This is a genomic window from Pararoseomonas baculiformis (assembly GCF_017813395.1).
In the GTDB taxonomy this organism is placed as follows: domain Bacteria; phylum Pseudomonadota; class Alphaproteobacteria; order Acetobacterales; family Acetobacteraceae; genus Roseomonas; species Roseomonas baculiformis.
In genome coordinates, this window is sequence record NZ_JAGIZB010000043.1 from 1 (window position 1) to 18,275 (window position 18,275).

Genomic DNA, 18,275 nt, shown 5'->3' on the forward strand with positions numbered 1-18,275 from the left:
TTCATGGCTGACAGAATCGCAGGAATACCGCATCGTTCCAACTGAACCCTGCAATTCCAGCATCCCAAATCCCGAACTTTCCTGCTCCAGATCAACAGGTTGCTGGTTATTCAAGGCCGACTAATAGCCTGAAAATTACTGATTAATCGGACCTTCGATTGACCAGCCCCCACGCGGGGGTCCGGCCAAAATCTTAGTGAATCTTGGCGAGAGCTGGGGCTGAACCGGAGGGTTCAGGGCTCTTGAGGGTCGGCGGGATGGGCGCGAGGAGCACCTCGGGTGCGGGCGGGCAGTAGCGCAGTGATGAGTGCGGGCGGACGGTGTTGTAGTGCCGTCGCCAATGCTCGATCAGGACCTTGGCTTCGGCCAGGGTGTTGAACACCTCGGCGTTCAGCAGCTCGTCCCTGAGCTTGCCGTTGAAGCTTTCCACGTAGCCGTTCTCCCAGGGACTGCCGGGCTCGATGAACGCCATTTTGGCACCCACGCCAGTGATCCAGCTTTTCACGGCTGTGGCTGCGAACTCGGGCCCGTTGTCTGAACGAACATGACCCGGCGTGCCGCGCAGGATGAACAGGTCGGAGAGGACGTCGATGATGTCGGCTGCCTTGAGCTTGCGGCCCACGCGGATGGCCAGACACTCGCGGGTGTACTCGTCCACGACGTTCAGCATGCGGAACCTGCGCCCATCCCGGGTGCGGTCCTCGACGAAGTCATAGGCCCAGACGTGGTTCGGCCGCTCCGGCCGCAGCCGCACGCAGGAGCCGTCAGCCAGCCGCAGCCACCCCCGCTTGGCCTGCCGGGAGGGGACCTTCAGACCTTCCGCCCGCCAGATGCGCTCCACCCGCTTGTCGTCTAATCGCGGTCAACCTCCGTGTTCATGGTGGTGTCCTGGCACAGCAGACCTTGTCGTCTTCGAGGTCGAGACGGGCTCGCCTCATCATGGCCCGCGCCAGCTGGTCCCCCGATGTGATTCCCGCGCTCCCACTTGGGTCGCACAAGCGAGTCCGGGGTGACCTGGCCAGCGTCCTGCTCAGGACGTCCCCCGCCGAGGCGGGAGCTCAGTGGGCTGGAACGGGCTCGAACTCCGTGCCGTCCAGCCAGATGCGATGCAGGATGGTCGCCAGCTTGCGCGCCACGGCCACCTTCGCCTTTCGGTTTCCGACCCGCGCCGCCAGCTGCAGGCCCCAACTCCTGAGCGCACCACCTGGGCGATGCCGTGCGCATCGTTGGCGTCCGTCTTGTTCACCTGCAATGAAAGAGCCGCCGCGACATGCCGAGCGTGCAAGCAGTCGATCGGGATGCCGAGAGCCTTCAGGCCGTGCCACAGCCAGATGGCCAGCGGCCCGGTCTCCATGCCCACCCGGGTGGCACGAGGAGCGTGCTCCCCCAGCACCGCAGCAATCACCTCAGGACGCGACGGGCACTTGCCACGCCAGACCCGGCGCCCCTCCGCGTCGATGACGCAGATCTCCGTCTCCTTCTGAGACACATCCAAGCCCACATAGAGAACCATCACATCCTCCGTCAGAATGGAACCGGAGCGGAGCCTAATCTGGCCCCAATGCGATTAGGCCATGTGGTTACAGGACCAGCCCTCAGCCCTGAGTAAGGCTGTGATCTGCCGATACCCGTAGCGCCCGTACCGCCGGGCCAGGCTGATGATGTTCTCCGTCAGCGCCGCTTCGTCGTCAGCTACCCTGGGTACCTTGCGCTGCACGGAGCGGTGCTGCCCCAGTACCCGGCAGGCAAACCGCTCCGAGACGCCCAGCTTGCCCGTGACATGCTCAACGCAGCCCCGACGACGGGCAGCGCTCACCAGTTTCCCGAGGCGGCTTCCTTCAGCACCAGCTTTTCCAGGGTGAGGTCCGCCACCACCCGGCGAAGCCTGCCGTTCTCCTGATCCAGCACATTCAGCCGCTTCACCTCGTCCAGCTTCAGCCCCCCCGTACTCACTCCGCCACCGATAGTACGTCTGCTCCGTCACTCCGATCCTGCGCACCGCCTCGACCGCCGACTTCCCCTGCGCCAGCAGCACCTCAACCTGACGCAGCTTCGCCACGATCTCCTCCGGCCTGTGGTGCTTCCTCGCCATCCCTACGCCCTCCACCGTTCCGCCGATCTCACATTACCGGCGGGCCGTTTTAAGGGGGCAGGTCACAAACAGGCGCAGGCCAGTTCTCCGTCTGAACCGAGGCCGTGTTGATGCGGGCGGCCACTCTGAGCTCGCCCGAGAGGTCCAGCCCCGCGAGAGAGTCGCAGGCTAGCGGGGAGGAATGGGAGCCTGGGCTTCTGCTGGCGTGGACGTTAACGCGAACAGGGCGGAAATCGCGGTTGCAGGCAGTGCGACTTGCTTGACCCGCATCATGACGCGATCCCGTGTTCCGAAAGATCGTCCCCTGGCGCTGTCGGAAGGGGAGGCGAGCCATGGGTGTGAAAGCTCTCCATCGTCTTTAGGCCCCAGGCCTGGCCTTTCCTTCGTTCGCTCTCGGTCCAGGTGATGGTCCGCCAATCCGGCGCGAGAACGAGGCGCGCGCCGGCATTGGCTACCTCCACGCGGTTGCCACCGGGCTCATAGACATAGAGGAAGAAGGTCTGCTGGACGGCGTGCTTGTGGGGGCCCGTCTCGATATGCACGCCGTGCTCAAGGAAGATGTCGGCGGCCTGGAGGATGGCCTCGCGGCTGTCCAGGGCGAAGGTCACATGGTGGAAGCGGCCGGGAACGCCGTGCGCCTCCTTCGTGAACGCGAAGTCGTAGCTCTTGTTCGTGGCAGTGAGCCACATCCCCGCTTCCTCACCGCTGTCGAGTTCGATGCGCTCGGTGCAGCGCAGGCCGAGCGTGCTCTCGAAGAACTCGCGGCAGCCACGCACATCGACCGCCAGGCAATTGAAGTGGTCAAGGCGGCGGACATTCACGCCCCGCGCGGGAAAGCGCTGCGCCTGGTTCTTGAGGGAGGGGCGCAACTCCGGCGGTGCCTCATACCACTCGGCCTCCCAGTAGAGCTCGAAGACATGGCCATCCGGATCGCGGAAGCGCCAGCCTGTGCCGTGGCCAAGTTCGCCCTCATGTGGCCAGACCTCGTGCCCCGCGGCGCGCAACGCCGCTACGCGGCGCCCGAGCGCCTGTGCGCTTCGGGTACGAAAGGCAGCATGGCCGAGGCCGGATGTGCTGGAGGCGGTGAGCTGGAGGGAGTAGCGCTCGTAATCATCCCAGCCGCGGAGATAGACGCTGTCACCCCGCCGGCCGCTCTCCGTCATGCCCATGACATCGACGAAGAAACGCAGCGATTCCTCGGGCCTGGGTGTCAGCAGCTCGACATGCCCGAGATGGGCGACGTCCATGATCGGCTCGGCGTCCATGATCATCCCTCCGCCCTCTCTGGCGGAGGGTCCGGGCGAAGATAGTGGCGCCGCCCGGGCCAGGTCCCATCGCTTTTTCCGCCCCCGCTATTACCGCCCATCATACCGGCGAGGCAGCATCCTGCGGGGCGGCCTGCAGCCCGCCAAGCATCGAGAGCGCCTCTTCCGGCAGCGGTCCCCGGTTCACCGCGGCGACCGCGTGATCCAGTTCCTCCAGGCTGGAGGTCCCGACGAGCACGGTGCTGACCTGTTCGGGCATCATGGCAAAGCGCAGCGCGAGTTCTACGAGGTCCGCGGCATAGCCTGCCTCGACCAGTGGCAGGAGGCGCCGCGCCGCCTCTACATCGTCGGCGTAGCTGGAGCCGGAGGCGATCGGGTCCACCTTCGGCACACCCAGCGGGCTGCGCGCCTCCGAGCCGCTGAGCGCCCCGCCCGCGAGCACGCGGATCGCCATCACGCCGACATCCGCGCTGGCCGCGTGCTGGATCACCCGGCCCAGATCGGGCATGGCGGAGCCGGGCGGGAGAGGCGCGACGCCACTCGGGTTAAGGATGTTGTAAGGCATCTGCGCGGTCGCAAAGCCTCCCTCATCCAGCACCCGGCGCAGCGCCGGGGCATCGCCGAGCCCGGTGATGCCGAACCAGCGCACCTTTCCCTCACCCCGCAGCTTTTCCAGCGCGGGCACGGCCTCGCCCAGGATCGCATCCGGGGTAAAGGCGGGCGCTTCGCCTGAAAGGGTGATCGGGTTGTGCAACTGGAAGATGTCCACACGGTCGCGCCCCAGGCGTTCGAGGCTTGCCTCCAGGGAAGCCGTGATGGTGCCGGCGATGTTTCCGCGCTGCTGCGGAAAGATCCGCACCTTGGTGCCGACCGCGACCTTGGCCCCGAGCGCGCGGAGGACGCGGCCGAGATTACGCTCGGAAGCACCGTCCCCATACACCGCAGCCGTGTCGAAATAGGTGACCCCGGCATCGATGGCACGGCCGATCGCCCGGTCTTGATCCGCCTGCGTGCCGCGCACCATCAGCCCGCCGATCGCGCCGCATCCATAGCCGAGCACTGAGACGGAAAGTCCCGTGCGCCCCAACCGTCTCTGCTGCATGGTGCTTGTCTCCTTCGCCACGGGATGGTGCTGCAACAACCATGGAGCGGCAAGTCGTCGCTTGCTCGGCCCTATCCGGGGTGGCATGGTTTCGACATCGGACGAAGATGCCGAGCCAGAGGAACGACCCATGTCGACACGCCGTCTGCTGCTGCAGGCCGCTGCTCCACTCGCTGCGGCGGTAGCGCTGCCGCGTCCTGCCCTCGCAGCCTTTCCGGAGCGGCCGCTGCGTATCATCGTTCCGTTTGCTGCGGGCGGCATCACGGATCTGCTCGCGCGCATTGTCACCACGCGCATGGCCGAGCGCCTCGGCAGTTCCGCCGTGATCGAGAACAGGGTGGGCGCGGGCGGCAGTATCGGCGCCGAGCTGGTCACGCGCGCGGCGCCCGACGGCTACACGCTGCTCTTCGGCTCCGGGGGGCCGCTCACCGCCAATCCGGTGCTGCAGGCGAGGCTCTCCTATGACGTGGAGCGGGACTTCCAGCCGATCGGCCTGGTCGGAATTCTTCCCATGGTCTGCCAGGCTTCCTCGCGCCTGGGCGTCACGACCCTGACCGACTTCTTCGGCATGCTGCGGGAGCGCCCAGGGCAGGTCACCGTGGCCACACCGGGCAATGGCAGCGCCGCGCATCTCGCGCTGGAACTCATGCTGGCCGGTGCGAGAGTGCGAGCATCCCATGTGCCTTATCGCGGTGGCAGCGCGATGATGCCTGACCTGATCAGCGGCACGGTCGATGCAGGCTTTGTAGAGCTTCCCTCCGCCCTGCCGCTGCACCGCGAGGGCAAGGTGCGGATCATCGCCGTGGCGACGACTCAGCGCTCGCCCCTCGTGCCGGAGGTGCAGACCTTCATCGAGGCCGGCCTGCCGGGCTACACAGCCGGCAGCTTCGGCGGGCTGCTTCTCCCTGCCGGGGCACCGCAGGAGGTCCGGGCAGCACTCCATGGTGCGCTGACCGCCACACTGGCCGAACCGGGCGTGCAGGCCCGGATCTCCGAGGTCGGGGCCATCCTGGGCAGCGATGCCCAGCGCACACCCGAGGGCTTTGCCGCCTTCCTGCGAACCGAGCTGGAGAATGCGAGACGGGCGGCTGAACTCGCTGGCCTGGGCAAGACCTAGCGCGATGCGCCTCGCCGTTATCAACGACTATCTCGACCTGGCACGCGAAGCGGCCGATTGGGCGCGCTTGGCACCCGGGATTGATGTGCGCTTCCACGGGCGCGTCAGCGAAGCGGAGGCCCCGCAGCTTCTGGCCGATTGCGACATGGTCGTGACGGCGCGCGAGGAGACGCGCTTCGATGCCGGGCTGCTGGAACACTTGCCGCAGCTGCGCCTGCTGGTGACCCATGGCATGAGCAATGCGGCGCTCGACCTGCCAGCCCTGGCCGCGCGGGGCGTGACGGTCTGCGGCACGGGGCTGGGCTTCACCATGGCCACGGTGGAACTGGCCTGGGGTCTCATCCTGGGGCTGGTGAAGCACATCCCCGCGGAGGACCGCACCATCCGGGAGGGGGGATGGGGTGCAGGGCTCGGCCGAGGCCTGACGGGGCGCAGGCTCGGATTGCTGGGCCTTGGCGGGCTGGGGGCCGACATGGCCAGGGTGGGCCAGGCTTTCGGCATGGAGGTCATTGCCTGGAGCGAGAACCTGACGCAGCAGCGCTGCGCCGAGCTGGGTGTCCGGCTTGTCGGGCGCGAGGCGCTGTTCGCGGAATCGGATGTGCTGAGCATTCATATGCGGTTCAGCAGCCGGACCCGCAGCCTGGTCGGCCGCGCGGAGCTTGGGGCCATGCGGCCCGATGCGATCCTGGTCAACACGTCCCGCGGCCCGATCGTGGATGAGGCCGCCCTTGTGGATGCGCTCCGCAGCCGAAGCATTGCCGCAGCCGGGCTCGATGTCTTCGACAGGGAGCCTTTGCCGCCCGACCACCCTTTCCGCAGCCTTCCGAATACCCTGCTCACCTCCCATATCGGCGGGCGCACGCGAGAGAATATTCTGGCCCGCTACAGAGAAGCCTTTGAGGATGTGCAGGCTTGGCTGGCCGGACATCCGATCCGCGTGGTCGCGGCGCCCCTGGCTGAGCGCCACGTCGCCACGGCCCAACCCTAGATTCAGCGCCTCTCCGGGCCTGCCCGGGAGAGGAGGCGCGTCAATCCACGGACGGCGCCGACGCCTGGACCAGCGGCTTCCATCGAGCCGTTTCGGCATGCCAGAAGGCTTGCGCACCGGCCGGCGTGGTCCGCTCGCCACTCGCGGGCGTGCTGCCGAGATCGGCCATCCGACGGAGCACGTTTTCGTTGCGCAGCACCGCCAGCAGTGCCTGGTTCAGCCGCTCCACGATTGGGCGTGGCGTTCCGGCCGGGGCGAAGAGCATGTTCCAACCCGACATGCGCATGGTGGGCAGCCCCGCCTCGGCCGTCGTGGGGACATCCGGCAAGGAGCCGGCGCGGGCGGGGGTGGTGATCGCATAAGCGCGGATTGTTCCGCTGCGGATCTGCTCGGCATTGTTCGTGGTCTGATCGCAGCCGAGATCGAGTCTGCCCGCCATCAGGTCGTTCATCACGGGCCCGTTGCCGCGATAGGGAACCAGCGTCACCGGCGTGCCGATGGATGCGCTCAGCAAAAGGCTACAAAGATGGCTGGTAGAACCCACGCCGGCATTGCCCAGGTTCAGGCGTGCTCCCTCACGCCGGACCACAGCCGCCAGCTCCGCCAAATTGCTGGCGGGGAAGTTGCGGCGCGCAATGATGGCCATCGGCACCTCGTTCACCATCCCAATCGCCTCCAACGCCAGCGGGTCGAAGCTGAGGTCGCGGAGAAGCGTCGGAATGATCGCCTGTGCCAGGCTTCCGAAGAGGATCGTATGGCCATCCGGCCGGGCGCTCGCGACCCGGGCCTGGCCGATCGATCCGCCGGCGCCCCCGGCGTTCTCCACCACGACGGTCTGGCCCAGATCGACGCTGAGCCCTGGGGCGATCAGGCGGGCGATCACATCGGCCGGTCCACCGGGTGCGAAGCCCACGACCATGCTGATGGGTCGCGTTGGAAAAGCGGATGACGCGTCCTGCGCGGCGGCGTTGCTGGCTAAGCCGCTCAGGACGCCCATCGCGATCAGCGCGGCCAGCAGCCGGCGGCGAGCAAGGCTCCGCATCGTCATCCTCCCATGTCTTGCGTACAGCCTTGCAGCATTCGCGCCGAACACGAAGGGACAGATTTTTTGCTCACACGATGGTGTCGGAAGCGAACCGTATTCTGGTAAATGCCTGCGCTCGCGCTAATCTGGCGAAGCAGCTCGTGAGATACGGGCAGCAAAACCTTTGCGCCCCGCGGGCCGATGCGCCGCGCTGGCAGGCATCGGGACAGGGAAGGGAACAGGAAATGATCACACGTCGCCAGGCCGGCTTGGCGCTCGGAGCGGCTGCCTTGCTGACACGGGCAGGCAGCGCTGCGGCACAGGCCCCGGCCGCCCCGCCGGCCGCCCCCGTGAATCCCAGCTTCCACCGCTTCCGTATCGGCGGTTTCACCGCCACCACGGTCTTCGACGGCATCGGCCGGCTGCCGACGCTTGAAGGCCTCGTGGTCAACGCTCCGCTTGAGTCCGTGCGCGGCACCCTTGCCGAAAGTTTCCTTCCCACAGACCACTACATCACGCCATACACGCTGACCGTGGTGCAGACGCCCCGCCACACCGTCCTTTTCGACGCCGGCACCGGCGGCCAACTCGCCCCGACCGCCGGCCAGGCCGCCAGCAACCTGCGGGCCGCCGGGATCGACCCAGCGCGCATCGACATTGTTGCGCTGACCCATGTGCATGGCGACCACATCACCGGTCTCACCACCGCCGAGGGCCAGAAGTCCTTCCCCAACGCGGAAATCGTCATCCCCGATATGGAATGGCGCTACTGGAGCGATGAGTCGAACGCGGCATCGGCACCGCAGCGGCAGAAGCCGAATTTCGCTAACCTCAAGCGGCGCCTCGCACCTTACGGCGATCGCATCCGCCGGGTGCAGGAGGGGCAGGAGGCCACGGCGGGTATCCGGGCCGTGATGACGCCGGGCCATACGCCGGGCCACACCTCCTGGCATGTGGCGGACGGGGATGCGCAGTTCCTCATCCTGGGCGATGTCACCCACCGGCCGGAGCTTTTCGTCCGTCGCCCCGGCCTGCATGCGATGTATGACTTCGACCCGGCCGCCGCGGAGGTCACGCGCCGCCATGTGCTGGACCGCTGCGCGGCCGATCGCGTCCGCGTCACCGGGTATCACTTTCCCTTCCCCGCCAACGGCTTCATCGCCCGCGACGGGGAGGGGTTCCGCTTCGTGCCGGCCGACTGGACCGCATAGCCGAGGCGAGGTCCTGGCCGTTGCACCTTCGACGGCCAGGGCTATCAGATGAGCGGCACACGCCGCTTCTGCTTTGCCGGTATCCGCATCCAGCTGGCCGAATCCTCGTGCGATCGCGACCTCTAATGACAGCAGATCATCGGTGCCATGGTGGCTTCAGATGGGCTTCAGGGAACGCTGCCGCCGGGCGGTGGTGACGAGCCTCCGGGGCGCCTATTCGGCCCGGATGGCGGCACTCCGGATGACGTCGCCCCAGCGTGCACGATCCCTCGCGATAGTGGCACGGAAGGCCGCTTGGTCCTGGTTCAGCACCGCCATCCCATTCTCCAGAATGCGCCGCTGGAACTCGGGGGAAGCCGTGGCGCGCGCCATGGCCGCATTCCAGGTTTCGACCGTTACGTCGGCGAGGCCTGCGGGACCGGCCAGGCCGATCCAGTTAGTCACCTCGAAGCCCGGCAGCGTGTCATGGACCAGGGGCGTGTCCGGGAAGAGGGGCGAGACCTGCCGGCTGCCGAAGGCGAGAAGCCGAACGCCGCCATCCCTGATCTGGCCGACGAACTCGGGGAGATTACCGAACATCATGTCTACACGCCCTGCGGCAATGTCCACGATGGCGTTGGACCCGCCGCGATAGGGCACATGGGTCAGCCGAACGCCGGCCTGTCGCGCGAAAAGCTCACCTGCCAGGTGCTGGCTTGTCCCGTTTCCGGTGGAGGCATAGGTCAGCTTGTCCGGGTTGGCCTTCGCATAGGCGATCAGCTCCGGCACCGTTCGGAAAGGCGCGCGCGGGGTCACGACCAAGGCGTTGAGCACGCCCGCGATGTTGCCTACCGGGGTTAGGTTCCGTTCCATGTCGAGGGGCATGGGCTGGCCGGGCAGCTGCGGCAGCACCGCGAAGGCACTCATCGCGGCCACGTAGAGAACGTGGCCGTCCGGCGCGGACTTCGCGACGGCTTCGGCCGCGATGAGGCCGGAGGCGCCGGAACGGTTCTCCACCACGACATTCTGCCCGAGCACGGGCCGCAGGGCATCCGCCGCCAGCCGCGCGACCAGATCGACGGCGCCTCCCGCCGAGAAGCCGACCAGAAGGCGGATGTCACGATCCGGAAAAGCCGCCTGCGCGACGGAAGGCAAGGCGAGTGCTCCGAGCAGGCCAAGGGCGGTGCGGCGCCTGAGGCCCCTGCCACTCACAACGTTCATCAGTCGTCTTCCTTGCTCAGTTCCGTGTATGCAGGCGCCCGGCTTCGTTGCTCAATCCGGCCGGACGTTGGCCTGGCGGATCAGTGCGCCCCAGCGATGGCGCTCGGTGCGGATCAGCTCGGCGAAGTCCTCCGGTGTGCCCGGGGAGAATTGCGCACCCTCCGCCTCCAGCCGGCTCTTTAGCGCCGCCTCCTGCAGGATGCGGGCGCAACGCGCGTTGAGCTGGTCCACGATCTCGCGCGGCATGCCCGCCGGCCCAACCAACCCGTACCACTGCACCGCGTCGAAACCGGGTAGGCCGGATTCCGCGATGGTGGGGATCTCCGGCACGCTCGGCAGGCGCTGCGGGCTGGATACTCCGAGTGCGCGCACCAGGCCGGAGCGCACCGGCGGCAGGACCGGAGGGCCGCCCGTCATGGTCAACGCGATCTGCCCGGCTATAAGGTCATTCAGCATCGGTCCCGTCCCCCGGTAGGGGATATGCGTCATTTCGATGCCGGCGGCCGTGTTGAAGGCCACCATGGCGATATGCGCCGCGCTGCCATTCCCGCCGGAGCCATAGGCCAGCGCCCCGGGCCGCCGCTTGGCGAGCGCAATCAGCCCGGCCGCGTCGCGCACATCGGCGGCCCTCGGATTCACCACCAGGATATTGGGAACCACGGCCACCAGGGCGATCGGCTGGAAGGAGCTGACGGTGTCAAAGGGCAGGTTCGGGTAGAGGGCAGGATTGACGGCAAGCGTGCCGATATGCCCCATCAACAGCGTGTAGCCATCGGCAGGCGCCCGGGCGACAAGCTCGGTCCCGATGGTGCCGCCGGCGCCCCCGCGGTTCTCCACCACGAAGCTCTGCCCCAGCTCCTCGCCCAGCCGCTGTGACACTGCGCGTGCCAGGATGTCGGTCGAGCCGCCCGGCGTGAAGGGCACGATCACGCGCACCGGGCGGTCCTTCGGCCAGGGCGAGGCTGCGCGCGCCGGCGGGACCAGCCCCGCGGCCAGGGTGACGCCGGCGGCCTGCCAAAGGCCCCGCCGCCGCAGCGCGATCTTCTCGTTCTTCATCTTGTTTCCTCCCCCTGGCGCAGCGCGCCCGTTCAGCCGTCCAGGCGGTCGACGTAGCGGAGCCCCGCCTTCTCCAACTCGGGCCGCATGTTGTAGAGGTCGAGCCCGAGCACGCCGGAGGCGAGCTTGGCGCGCTTGTCGCCTTCATTGGCCTGGCGCTTCTCTGCGGCAGCAAGGGCCGCGGTGATGTCAGTGGAGGGCACCACCACAACACCGTCGTCATCAGCCACCACGATATCGCCCGGTCGTACGGACACTCCCGCGCAGACCACGGGGATATTCACCGAGCCGAGCGTCGCCTTGACCGTTCCGCGGGCCGAGACAGCACGGGACCAAACGGGGAAGCCCATCTCCCGCAGCACCGCCACATCGCGCACCCCGGCATCAATAACCAGGCCGCGAACGCCGCGGGCCCTGAGTGAGGTGGCCAGCAGGTCGCCGAACATGCCATCCGTGTTGTCCGTGGTGCAGGCGACAACAAGGATATCGCCCTCCTGGCACTGTTCGACGGCGACATGGATCATCCAGTTGTCACCGGGCTGTGCCAGCACGGTGACGACGGTGCCGGCGACCGAGGCGCCCGGCCAGGCCGGGCGCATATAGGTCTTCATGAGATTCGGGGCGCGCCCGGACGCCTCATGCGTGGTTGATACACCCAGGGATGCGAAGCGGTCGGCCAGCGCCAGCTCGGCGCGCGGATTGTGGCGGACGACGACGGGCTTCATGCCAGCACCTCCACCGCATCCGGGAAGATGGTCTGGTAGGCCTCGCCATACTTCATGGCCTTACCGGAGTTCCGGCCGCCCTGCATGCCGCGGTTCAGCGCCACACGCTCATAATAGTCCCAGAGATGCCGCTGCGCAGGCAGTTGCTCGAAGGCCTTCCACTTCTGGTCCCATACCTCGGTGATGTTGAGGATGCGGTTAGGCTTGAAATCGCACTGCTCGGGCTGGTGCGGCTCGAACTGGAAGACCTGGGGCGCGGTATAGGTGACGCCGCCCGGCCCGGGTTTGTGGCCGGCGGCCTGGGCGATGATCCGCGCCTCCTGCGCGATGGCGGAGGCCTTGGGGTGATCGACATTGTAGGGGTCCCGCACCGCATGGGTGAGGACGAAGGCGGGGCTCACCTCGCGATAGATGTCGATCAGGCGCTCCATCATCGCTTCAGTGAAGTGCAGCGGATAGTCGCCCGAATCGAAGAACTCGATCTCCGCGCCCAGGATGGCGGCGGCGGCCTCGGCCTCGGCCCGGCGGCCCTGCTTGCATGCCTCTAGCGTCATGCCAGCCTGCTTCCATGCGCCCTGGCTCTCGCCGCGCTCGCCGAAGGAGAAGCAGACGATCTTCATGCGGTAGCCGAGCTTGGCATGCAGCGCGATGGCGCCGCCCGCGCGCCAGACGAAGTCCCCGGGATGGGCGGTAACAACGAGGCCGGATTTCTGTGTGCCGGACATGGCTGGATTCCTCAGCGCGCCCAGTAGAGGCGGTCGGGGTTGTCGATCAGGATCTTGCGGCGCGCGCCCTCGTCCTCAACGGCGAGTGCCAGGATGTCCACGAGGTCACCGTCATTCGGCATGTCGCCCGCGATGTTCGGATGCGGGAAATCGGTGCCCCAAAGCGTGCGGTCCGGCGCCACCTCGGCCAGCTTGCGGGCGAAGGGCACGGCATCATGGAAGGGCGCTCCCACGGAGGTGACGCGCTCTGGCCCGCAGATCTTCACCCAGGCCAGCTCGTTCTGCATCAGCTCCAGCAGGCGGCGGAAGGGCTCCTGCTCCAACCCGTTCTTTGCCTGCACCCGGCCCATATGGTCGATGACAAAGGGCACCTTGATACGGGCGATGCGGTCGGCATGCTCCAGGATGTCACCGGCATCCAGATGCAGCACCACATGCCATCCTAGCGGCTGGATCCGGTCCAGCACGCGGTCGAACACGTCGAGGTCCGGCGTGCCACCGAGATGCTTCACGAAGTTGAAGCGCACGCCGCGCACGCCGCCGCGGTCCAGCTCCTCCAGGCCTGAGTCGGTGATGGTGCCATCCACGATGGCGACACCGCGATAGGCGCCCTCGCTCCGCTCAATCGCGTCGATCATCGCCGTGTTGTCCGTGCCGTGGCAACTCGCCTGCACGATCACCGCGCGGTCCACGCCCAGGATGGCATGCACGCGGCGCAGGTCCTCCACCGGCGCATCCGGCGGCGTATAGGAACGGTCCGGTGCATAGGGAAATTGGTCGCCCGGCCCGAAGACATGGCAATGCGCGTCCACGGAGCCCGGAGGCAGCTTGTAGGCGGGCTTCCGGGTATCGGGGTCGGGGCCCTTGCAGGTCTTGATGCTCACGATGCCTCGCTCACTGCTTCTCGATGCCGGCGCGCTCGATCACGCCGCGCCATTTCGCTGCCTCGGCCGCCATCAGTTGGGCCAGCGCGGCGGGCTCGCCGCCCTTCGCTTCCACGCCGGCCTCCAGGAGCTTCGCCCGGACCGCGGGATCGGCCAGTACGGTGTTCAGCGCGCGATTGATCAGCGAAACCACGGGGGCCGGCGTCTGGCCGGGCGCGACCAGCGCATTCCAGGAGGTGACGTCGAAGCCCGCCAGGCCTTCGTCCTGCAGTGTCGGAACCTGCGGCAGGTTGGCGGCACGGGTGGCGGAGGTGACAGCGATTGCGCGCAGCGCGCCATCGCGGATCTGCCCGGTGATCGGGGCCACGATCTCAAAGGCGGCCGTCACATCGGCGCGCAGCAGGCTGGTCAGCAGGGCCGGCGTGCCGCTGAAGGGCACGGTGACCGCCTCCACACCGGCGCTGGTCTTGAACAGCTCCGCCGCCAGGTTCTGCGTGCTGCCGACGCTGATGGTGCCGATATTGCTGCCACGCGGGTCGCTCTTCAGCCGGGCGATCAGGTCACGCGCCGTGCGGATCGGAGAATTCGGGGCCACGAGGATCGCAATGGCAAAGCCGCCCATCAGCCCGACCGGAGCGAAGTCGCGAATAGGGTCGAAGGGAAGCGAGCGGAACAGGGAGGCACTGATCGCATGGGCATTGGTCGCAACCATCAGGCTGGAGCCATCGGCGGGGGAGGCGAGCAGCGCCTGCCCGGCGACGATGCCCCCCGCGCCCGGCCTGTTCTCTACCACCACGGGCTGCTTCAGCTGCTCGGACAGGCCCTGGCCCACGGTCCGCGCCGTCAGGTCGGCCACGCCGCCGGCGGCATTGGGCACGATCAGCCGCACCGGCTTATTCGGCAGCGAAGTCTGCTCCTGAGCATGCAGGGCGGGCGCGAACAGGCCAGCGGCGGCGGCAAGCGCGCCGAGCTGCAGGGTGTCGCGGCGTCGGATGGACATGGGATCCTCCTGGGGACGGCCGCTTCTTTCGTTGTGCGGCTTGGTAGGTTGACTATGTGGGTTGACTATTCGGCGGCGGCGCGGCGCGGCGTAGCGGCCTCCACAGCCGTCAGGAGAGCGTCGAGATCGGTGGTGGCGAGCTGCGCTGGCGTCATCGCTCGACCACGCGCAGCGGCCCAGTCCTGGCGCTCCGCGATCGGAGAGCTAAGCAGCGGGTCCACCCCTGCCTCCTGCACGGTGCGCGCGACCTCGCGCATTTCCTCGGCGCGCCGCTTGCCGTGGAGCAGTGCGCGGCTGATCACGTAGCGGGCGAGCCCGCGCCAGTCCTTATGCGGCAGGGTGTCCGAGAGGGAGCGCAGCACCTCGCCCTCCACGCCGTAATGGCGGGCCGCCAGCATGCATTCGGTGGTCAGCGCCTCCAGCCCCTTCACCATGACGCTGCGGCACATCTTCACCGCCGATGCCTTGCCGATCGGGCCCGGGAAGATGGTGAGGTCCATGGCAAAGGGCGCCATCAGCGCCTGGAAGGCCTCTGCATCCGGCCCGCCCAGCAGGATGGGGGAGCGCAGCCCCCTGGGCGGTACGCTGGACATCACCGCCGCCTCGACATAGCGGCCCCCGGCCTGCGACACCGCCTCGGCTGCGGCCTGCTTGGTGCCGGGGGAGACGGAGTTCACATCGACCACGAAGGGCGCATGGCTCAGCCCCCCGGCCAGCGAGCGCGCCGCGGCCAGGGCGGAACCGGCGGTGACGGACACGAAGAGCACATCGGCCGCCACCGCGGCCTCCATCGCGCTGGCATGGACCGTGGCACTGGCCGCCGCGGCGCGCGCGCGCGCTGACTCGTCGGTGTCGAAGGCATGGATCTCCGCCGCGCCGCCGGCGCGCAGGTCGCGGGCAAAGATGCCGCCCACCTCGCCGAAGCCGATGATCGCGAAGCGCGTCATGCCAGGTCCTCCATCACTCTCATTCCACGCCGGCGGGAAGGCCGTCCCAGACCTCGTCCGGTGTCAGGGGCCGCGGCAGCATGCCCTGCGCGGCCATATATCGAAGTGCCAGCTCCAGCACGGGGCGCAGGGCGGCGCGGCTGGAGGGCGGCGGGCCGTGCTCGCCCGCAGGCACCGGCGTGGCGGCGGCGCGGACCATCCGCATTAGTTCCACCACCAGTTCCGGCCGGGAGTCGGCCATCTCGCGCGAGACGGTCAGCAGGTGGTTCGCCGGCACGATGCGGTGGCGCTGCCAGAAGGCTGCCGCGGCCGCATCCGGATCGGCCCAGACGGTACGCAGCTCCGGATCATCCGGCATGTCGTTGCCAACGATCACCGCGTCCAGCGCGCCCTCTCGCAGCATGGCCAGCATGTCCTGCCCGGGCGCCGCGCGCTCCGCCCAGGGCGGGTCGGCAATGCCGGCGACATGCGCGTCCTCGAAGGTGATCCAGCGGCATTCCTCTGGACGGGGGCCGCCCTCCTCGGCAATGATCCCGCGCAGCCACATGCCGGTGGTCTGACTATAGGCGCGCACACCGATGCGACGCCCGGCGAGGTCCGTTGGGCCGCGGATGTCGCTCTCCGTGCGGCAGAGGAGCGCGGATTGCTGGAAGCGCGATGCAAGCACCACCGGTAGCAGAACCAGAGGCCGATCCATGGCGCGGGCCTGCAGGAAGGTGGCGATCGCCATCTCAGAAACATCGAAACGTCCTTCGCGCACCATCGGCGCAAAGGCCCGGCTGATGACCCGAATATCGGCGAAATCCAGTCGCAGCAGTGGCGAGGCGACCTGCCCTTCCTTCAGGGCACGGGTGCGCGGATATGTTCCCATCGCGGCCCGCAGGGTGCGGGGCGTCTCCGTCCCGGCCATGGTTCAGCGCTGCCCCGGCTGCGAACCGTAGTCCCTGGTCTGGATACCGCATATGCCGAAGGACACCATCCTGCCCGTTCCGCTCCCACGAGGCTATGCGGGCCGACCGCGGGCAAGCTCCGGGGTCGTCCTGCTGGCTGGAGCTAGCTAGCGCCTTCTCCGGCTGCGCGTCCTATCGCTTTCTGCGGCTGAGCTATTAGAAGTGGTTATAGAGGTGAGGCCACGCTCCCCGATCTCCGCAACATGCGCGCGAAGCGCAGCCAGGAAGGCATGTGCGGGAGCCGGCAGCACCCGGTTTGGCGGAAGAATGATGCCCGCGGGCCGCGGCGGCGCTTTCTCGGGCAGGGGAACCACTTTCAGCGTTCCCCGCAGCAGGTCTCCCGCCATCATTAGGCGTGGCATGATCGAGAGCATGTCGGTGCCGTGCAGCATCTCCCGGATGAAGCCATAGGAACTGGAGCGGAGCGAGGAGGTGGGCGCCAGGGCCAGCCTCTCCAAAAAGACCTCGATCTCCTGCCCCACCCTCTGGGTGACAGTCGGCAGCACCAGATCATAAGGGCGGAGCGCCGCCATCGTAATCTCCGGGAGCCGGAAGACCGGATGATCCAGGCGCGCCAGCACCGAGATCGGCTCCTCCCACAAGGGTTCCCGGAGGAAGCCATCGGGAATGGAGGGCTCGTATAGCCGTCCGACGATCAAGTCGATTTCGCCCGAGGCCAGCTTGGGCAGAAGGTCCTCGGTGCGCCCTTGTTCCAGCCGGACACGTAGCTGAGGATGCTGCTGCTTCAGCCGGGTAAGCGCGCCAGGAAGCACGCCCGTGGCCGCAACGGGAAGCGTGCCAATGGCGACCGTGCCGCCCTCCGGGCCGGAAAGGCGGTCGAGCTCCTCGTCCAGCCGACGGATCTCGGCCAGCAGACGGCGGCTAAACTGGGCGAAGAGGTCTCCGGCCTCCGTGGGCCGCACTCCCCGCGGCAGGCGGTCGAAGAGCCGCTGCTGCAGAATGTCCTCGAGCTCCTGCAGAGTTTTGGTCAGCGCGGGCTGGGTGATGCCCAGTGCCGCTGCCCCCTTGAGGAGGCTGCGGTGAAGGATGATGGCCTCAACCGCCCGGAGGTGGTGCATCTTCAACTTCTGTTCGAGGTAGCGTCGTGTAAGCATCTCCGGCCTCATTCATGGCCCCAAGGGCGAGCAGCACCCAAAATTGTGATCGCTCGCGCCAGTTCGGTGAACCGAGCACAGCCCCGGCTGCGCAGATATTGTCCAAGCATGCACGATTGGCAGCAATCTCTTCCTCGGCTTTAGGCGGCTCCAAGCTGGATCAAGCCCCTCCGAGGACATCGCCAAGTTGTTCTGGCAGCGGTCGCGCTGGACCGAGCGACGCGACGGCCTTCTCGTTCACGCCGCCGTTCGGGCGCACGTCTCCTGCCGGCAGATCCGGAAGACCTCGGCGCGGACACGCCGGTGCTGAGCTGCAAGCATTAGGTGGACTTACTTCAAAAAGGTGGAGGGTTCCTGATGAGGCAAAGGGAGCTCCATGACGCAGCAGAGACGGTTCACGAAGGAGTTTGAGGAGGAGGCGGTCCGGCTGGTTCGGACGAGTGGTCGGAGCCAGCGTGAGATCCCCGAGGATCTTGGGATTGGTTTGTCGACGCTGGTCCGGTGAATCAGCCGGAGCGGGGACCGGTAGATGGATGAGCTCGGGCGGCCCGGGCAGGAAGATGTCGCGGCCGAGCTGAAGTGACTGCGGCGGGAGAACGAGATCCTTCGCCAGGAGCGGGATATCCTCAAGCGTGCTACAGCTTTTTCCGCTCGGGAGGGAAGTCGATGAGGTTCGCGCTCATCGATGCGGCGAAAGAGGAATTCCCCGTGCACCGTCTCTGCCACGTTCTTGGCGTCAACCAGAGCGGCTTGTCTGCCGTCAGGTCTCCTGAGACAGGCGGGGTTGGTTGAGGAGTGGAGGATTTCCGGTTCATCGTGACCCCAAGGAGTGGGACATGAGCCAGAAGTCAGCTGCCCCGAGCCCGAAGCCGCC

Annotated in this window: 16 protein-coding genes and 3 pseudogenes; 4 read left to right on the forward strand and 15 right to left on the reverse strand. The window is 67.5% G+C overall.

The annotated features are described in order from the left end of the window. Positions 1-193: 193 nt before the first annotated feature. The 5 genes and pseudogenes from J8J14_RS22785 to J8J14_RS22805 all read right to left on the reverse strand — a co-directional run. Positions 194-856, reverse strand: a pseudogene (locus tag J8J14_RS22785) (IS3 family transposase); the annotation flags it as partial. Between the two features lie 174 nt (positions 857-1,030). Beyond that, a complete protein-coding gene (locus tag J8J14_RS25945; protein WP_209381847.1) occupies positions 1,031-1,513 on the reverse strand; it encodes an IS110 family transposase in 483 nt (160 codons plus the stop codon). A 66-nt stretch (positions 1,514-1,579) separates the two neighbouring features. Beyond that, positions 1,580-2,092, reverse strand: a pseudogene (locus J8J14_RS22795) (transposase); the annotation flags it as partial. Between the two features lie 269 nt (positions 2,093-2,361). Further along, on the reverse strand, positions 2,362-3,357 hold the full coding sequence (locus J8J14_RS22800; RefSeq protein ID WP_245216098.1) for a catechol 2,3-dioxygenase: 996 nt from the start codon (positions 3,355-3,357) through the stop codon (positions 2,362-2,364). Positions 3,358-3,457: 100 nt separating this feature from the next. Further along, entirely contained in the window at positions 3,458-4,459 is a 1,002-nt protein-coding gene (locus J8J14_RS22805; RefSeq protein ID WP_209381849.1) for an aldo/keto reductase, read from the reverse strand. Between the two features lie 130 nt (positions 4,460-4,589). Here J8J14_RS22805 and J8J14_RS22810 point away from each other — a divergent pair, with 130 nt between their 5' ends. Both J8J14_RS22810 and J8J14_RS22815 read left to right on the forward strand, forming a co-directional pair. Further along, positions 4,590-5,576, forward strand: a complete 987-nt coding sequence (locus J8J14_RS22810) for a Bug family tripartite tricarboxylate transporter substrate binding protein (RefSeq protein ID WP_209381850.1) — start codon at positions 4,590-4,592, stop codon at positions 5,574-5,576. Positions 5,577-5,580: 4 nt separating this feature from the next. Beyond that, on the forward strand, positions 5,581-6,564 hold the full coding sequence (locus J8J14_RS22815; RefSeq protein ID WP_209381851.1) for a D-2-hydroxyacid dehydrogenase family protein: 984 nt from the start codon (positions 5,581-5,583) through the stop codon (positions 6,562-6,564). Positions 6,565-6,604: 40 nt separating this feature from the next. Here J8J14_RS22815 and J8J14_RS22820 read toward each other — a convergent pair whose 3' ends face one another. Further along, positions 6,605-7,606: a tripartite tricarboxylate transporter substrate-binding protein gene (locus J8J14_RS22820; protein ID WP_209381852.1), complete on the reverse strand. Its 1,002-nt coding sequence runs from the start codon at positions 7,604-7,606 to the stop codon at positions 6,605-6,607. A 227-nt stretch (positions 7,607-7,833) separates the two neighbouring features. Between J8J14_RS22820 and J8J14_RS22825 the strand changes: the two genes are divergently transcribed. Continuing rightward, complete coding sequence (locus J8J14_RS22825; protein WP_209381853.1) at positions 7,834-8,799, forward strand: MBL fold metallo-hydrolase; 966 nt, start codon at positions 7,834-7,836, stop codon at positions 8,797-8,799. A gap of 213 nt (positions 8,800-9,012) precedes the next feature. Here the strand turns inward: J8J14_RS22825 and J8J14_RS22830 are convergent, their stop codons facing one another. The 9 genes from J8J14_RS22830 to J8J14_RS22870 all read right to left on the reverse strand — a co-directional run bounded on the left by J8J14_RS22830 (position 9,013) and on the right by J8J14_RS22870 (position 17,401). Beyond that, positions 9,013-9,999, reverse strand: coding sequence for a Bug family tripartite tricarboxylate transporter substrate binding protein (locus tag J8J14_RS22830; RefSeq protein WP_209381854.1), 987 nt, complete (start codon positions 9,997-9,999; stop codon positions 9,013-9,015). A 51-nt stretch (positions 10,000-10,050) separates the two neighbouring features. Continuing rightward, a complete protein-coding gene (locus tag J8J14_RS22835; protein WP_245216099.1) occupies positions 10,051-11,055 on the reverse strand; it encodes a Bug family tripartite tricarboxylate transporter substrate binding protein in 1,005 nt (334 codons plus the stop codon). Positions 11,056-11,087: 32 nt separating this feature from the next. Next, on the reverse strand, positions 11,088-11,780 hold the full coding sequence (locus J8J14_RS22840) for a 4-carboxy-4-hydroxy-2-oxoadipate aldolase/oxaloacetate decarboxylase (RefSeq protein WP_209381855.1): 693 nt from the start codon (positions 11,778-11,780) through the stop codon (positions 11,088-11,090). Further along, positions 11,777-12,505 carry a PIG-L deacetylase family protein gene (locus tag J8J14_RS22845; RefSeq protein WP_209381856.1) on the reverse strand — a complete coding sequence of 243 codons (729 nt, stop codon included), beginning with the start codon at positions 12,503-12,505 and terminating at the stop codon, positions 11,777-11,779. Before J8J14_RS22845 ends, J8J14_RS22840 begins: the two co-directional genes overlap by 4 nt. 11 nt (positions 12,506-12,516) lie before the next feature. Next, positions 12,517-13,389 carry an amidohydrolase family protein gene (locus J8J14_RS22850; protein ID WP_342452520.1) on the reverse strand — a complete coding sequence of 291 codons (873 nt, stop codon included), beginning with the start codon at positions 13,387-13,389 and terminating at the stop codon, positions 12,517-12,519. Positions 13,390-13,399: 10 nt separating this feature from the next. Continuing rightward, entirely contained in the window at positions 13,400-14,389 is a 990-nt protein-coding gene (locus J8J14_RS22855) for a tripartite tricarboxylate transporter substrate-binding protein (protein ID WP_209381857.1), read from the reverse strand. A gap of 65 nt (positions 14,390-14,454) precedes the next feature. Further along, the gene (locus J8J14_RS22860; RefSeq protein WP_209381858.1) at positions 14,455-15,336 is read right to left on the reverse strand and encodes an NAD(P)-dependent oxidoreductase; all 882 of its coding nucleotides are present in this window, start codon (positions 15,334-15,336) and stop codon (positions 14,455-14,457) included. Between the two features lie 19 nt (positions 15,337-15,355). Then, the gene (locus tag J8J14_RS22865) at positions 15,356-16,246 is read right to left on the reverse strand and encodes an ABC transporter substrate-binding protein (protein WP_209381859.1); all 891 of its coding nucleotides are present in this window, start codon (positions 16,244-16,246) and stop codon (positions 15,356-15,358) included. A 147-nt stretch (positions 16,247-16,393) separates the two neighbouring features. After that, positions 16,394-17,401: a LysR family transcriptional regulator gene (locus J8J14_RS22870; protein WP_209381860.1), complete on the reverse strand. Its 1,008-nt coding sequence runs from the start codon at positions 17,399-17,401 to the stop codon at positions 16,394-16,396. Between the two features lie 376 nt (positions 17,402-17,777). On the opposite strand from J8J14_RS22870, the pseudogene J8J14_RS25240 reads away from it, so the two are divergent. Further along, positions 17,778-18,160, forward strand: a pseudogene (locus J8J14_RS25240) (transposase); the annotation flags it as partial. Positions 18,161-18,275 lie beyond the last annotated feature (115 nt).

What these genes read in the sequence shown, in the direction of transcription:
- J8J14_RS25945 (WP_209381847.1), bottom strand. Translation starts at nt 1,513, where the DNA reads ATGGTTCTCTATGTGGGCTTGGATGTGTCTCAGAAGGAGACGGAGATC.
- J8J14_RS22800 (WP_245216098.1), bottom strand. Translation starts at nt 3,357, where the DNA reads ATGGACGCCGAGCCGATCATGGACGTCGCCCATCTCGGGCATGTCGAG.
- J8J14_RS22805 (WP_209381849.1), bottom strand. Translation starts at nt 4,459, where the DNA reads ATGCAGCAGAGACGGTTGGGGCGCACGGGACTTTCCGTCTCAGTGCTC.
- J8J14_RS22810 (WP_209381850.1), top strand. Translation starts at nt 4,590, where the DNA reads ATGTCGACACGCCGTCTGCTGCTGCAGGCCGCTGCTCCACTCGCTGCG.
- J8J14_RS22815 (WP_209381851.1), top strand. Translation starts at nt 5,581, where the DNA reads ATGCGCCTCGCCGTTATCAACGACTATCTCGACCTGGCACGCGAAGCG.
- J8J14_RS22820 (WP_209381852.1), bottom strand. Translation starts at nt 7,606, where the DNA reads ATGCGGAGCCTTGCTCGCCGCCGGCTGCTGGCCGCGCTGATCGCGATG.
- J8J14_RS22825 (WP_209381853.1), top strand. Translation starts at nt 7,834, where the DNA reads ATGATCACACGTCGCCAGGCCGGCTTGGCGCTCGGAGCGGCTGCCTTG.
- J8J14_RS22830 (WP_209381854.1), bottom strand. Translation starts at nt 9,999, where the DNA reads ATGAACGTTGTGAGTGGCAGGGGCCTCAGGCGCCGCACCGCCCTTGGC.
- J8J14_RS22835 (WP_245216099.1), bottom strand. Translation starts at nt 11,055, where the DNA reads ATGAAGAACGAGAAGATCGCGCTGCGGCGGCGGGGCCTTTGGCAGGCC.
- J8J14_RS22840 (WP_209381855.1), bottom strand. Translation starts at nt 11,780, where the DNA reads ATGAAGCCCGTCGTCGTCCGCCACAATCCGCGCGCCGAGCTGGCGCTG.
- J8J14_RS22845 (WP_209381856.1), bottom strand. Translation starts at nt 12,505, where the DNA reads ATGTCCGGCACACAGAAATCCGGCCTCGTTGTTACCGCCCATCCCGGG.
- J8J14_RS22855 (WP_209381857.1), bottom strand. Translation starts at nt 14,389, where the DNA reads ATGTCCATCCGACGCCGCGACACCCTGCAGCTCGGCGCGCTTGCCGCC.
- J8J14_RS22860 (WP_209381858.1), bottom strand. Translation starts at nt 15,336, where the DNA reads ATGACGCGCTTCGCGATCATCGGCTTCGGCGAGGTGGGCGGCATCTTT.
- J8J14_RS22865 (WP_209381859.1), bottom strand. Translation starts at nt 16,246, where the DNA reads ATGGCCGGGACGGAGACGCCCCGCACCCTGCGGGCCGCGATGGGAACA.
- J8J14_RS22870 (WP_209381860.1), bottom strand. Translation starts at nt 17,401, where the DNA reads ATGCTTACACGACGCTACCTCGAACAGAAGTTGAAGATGCACCACCTC.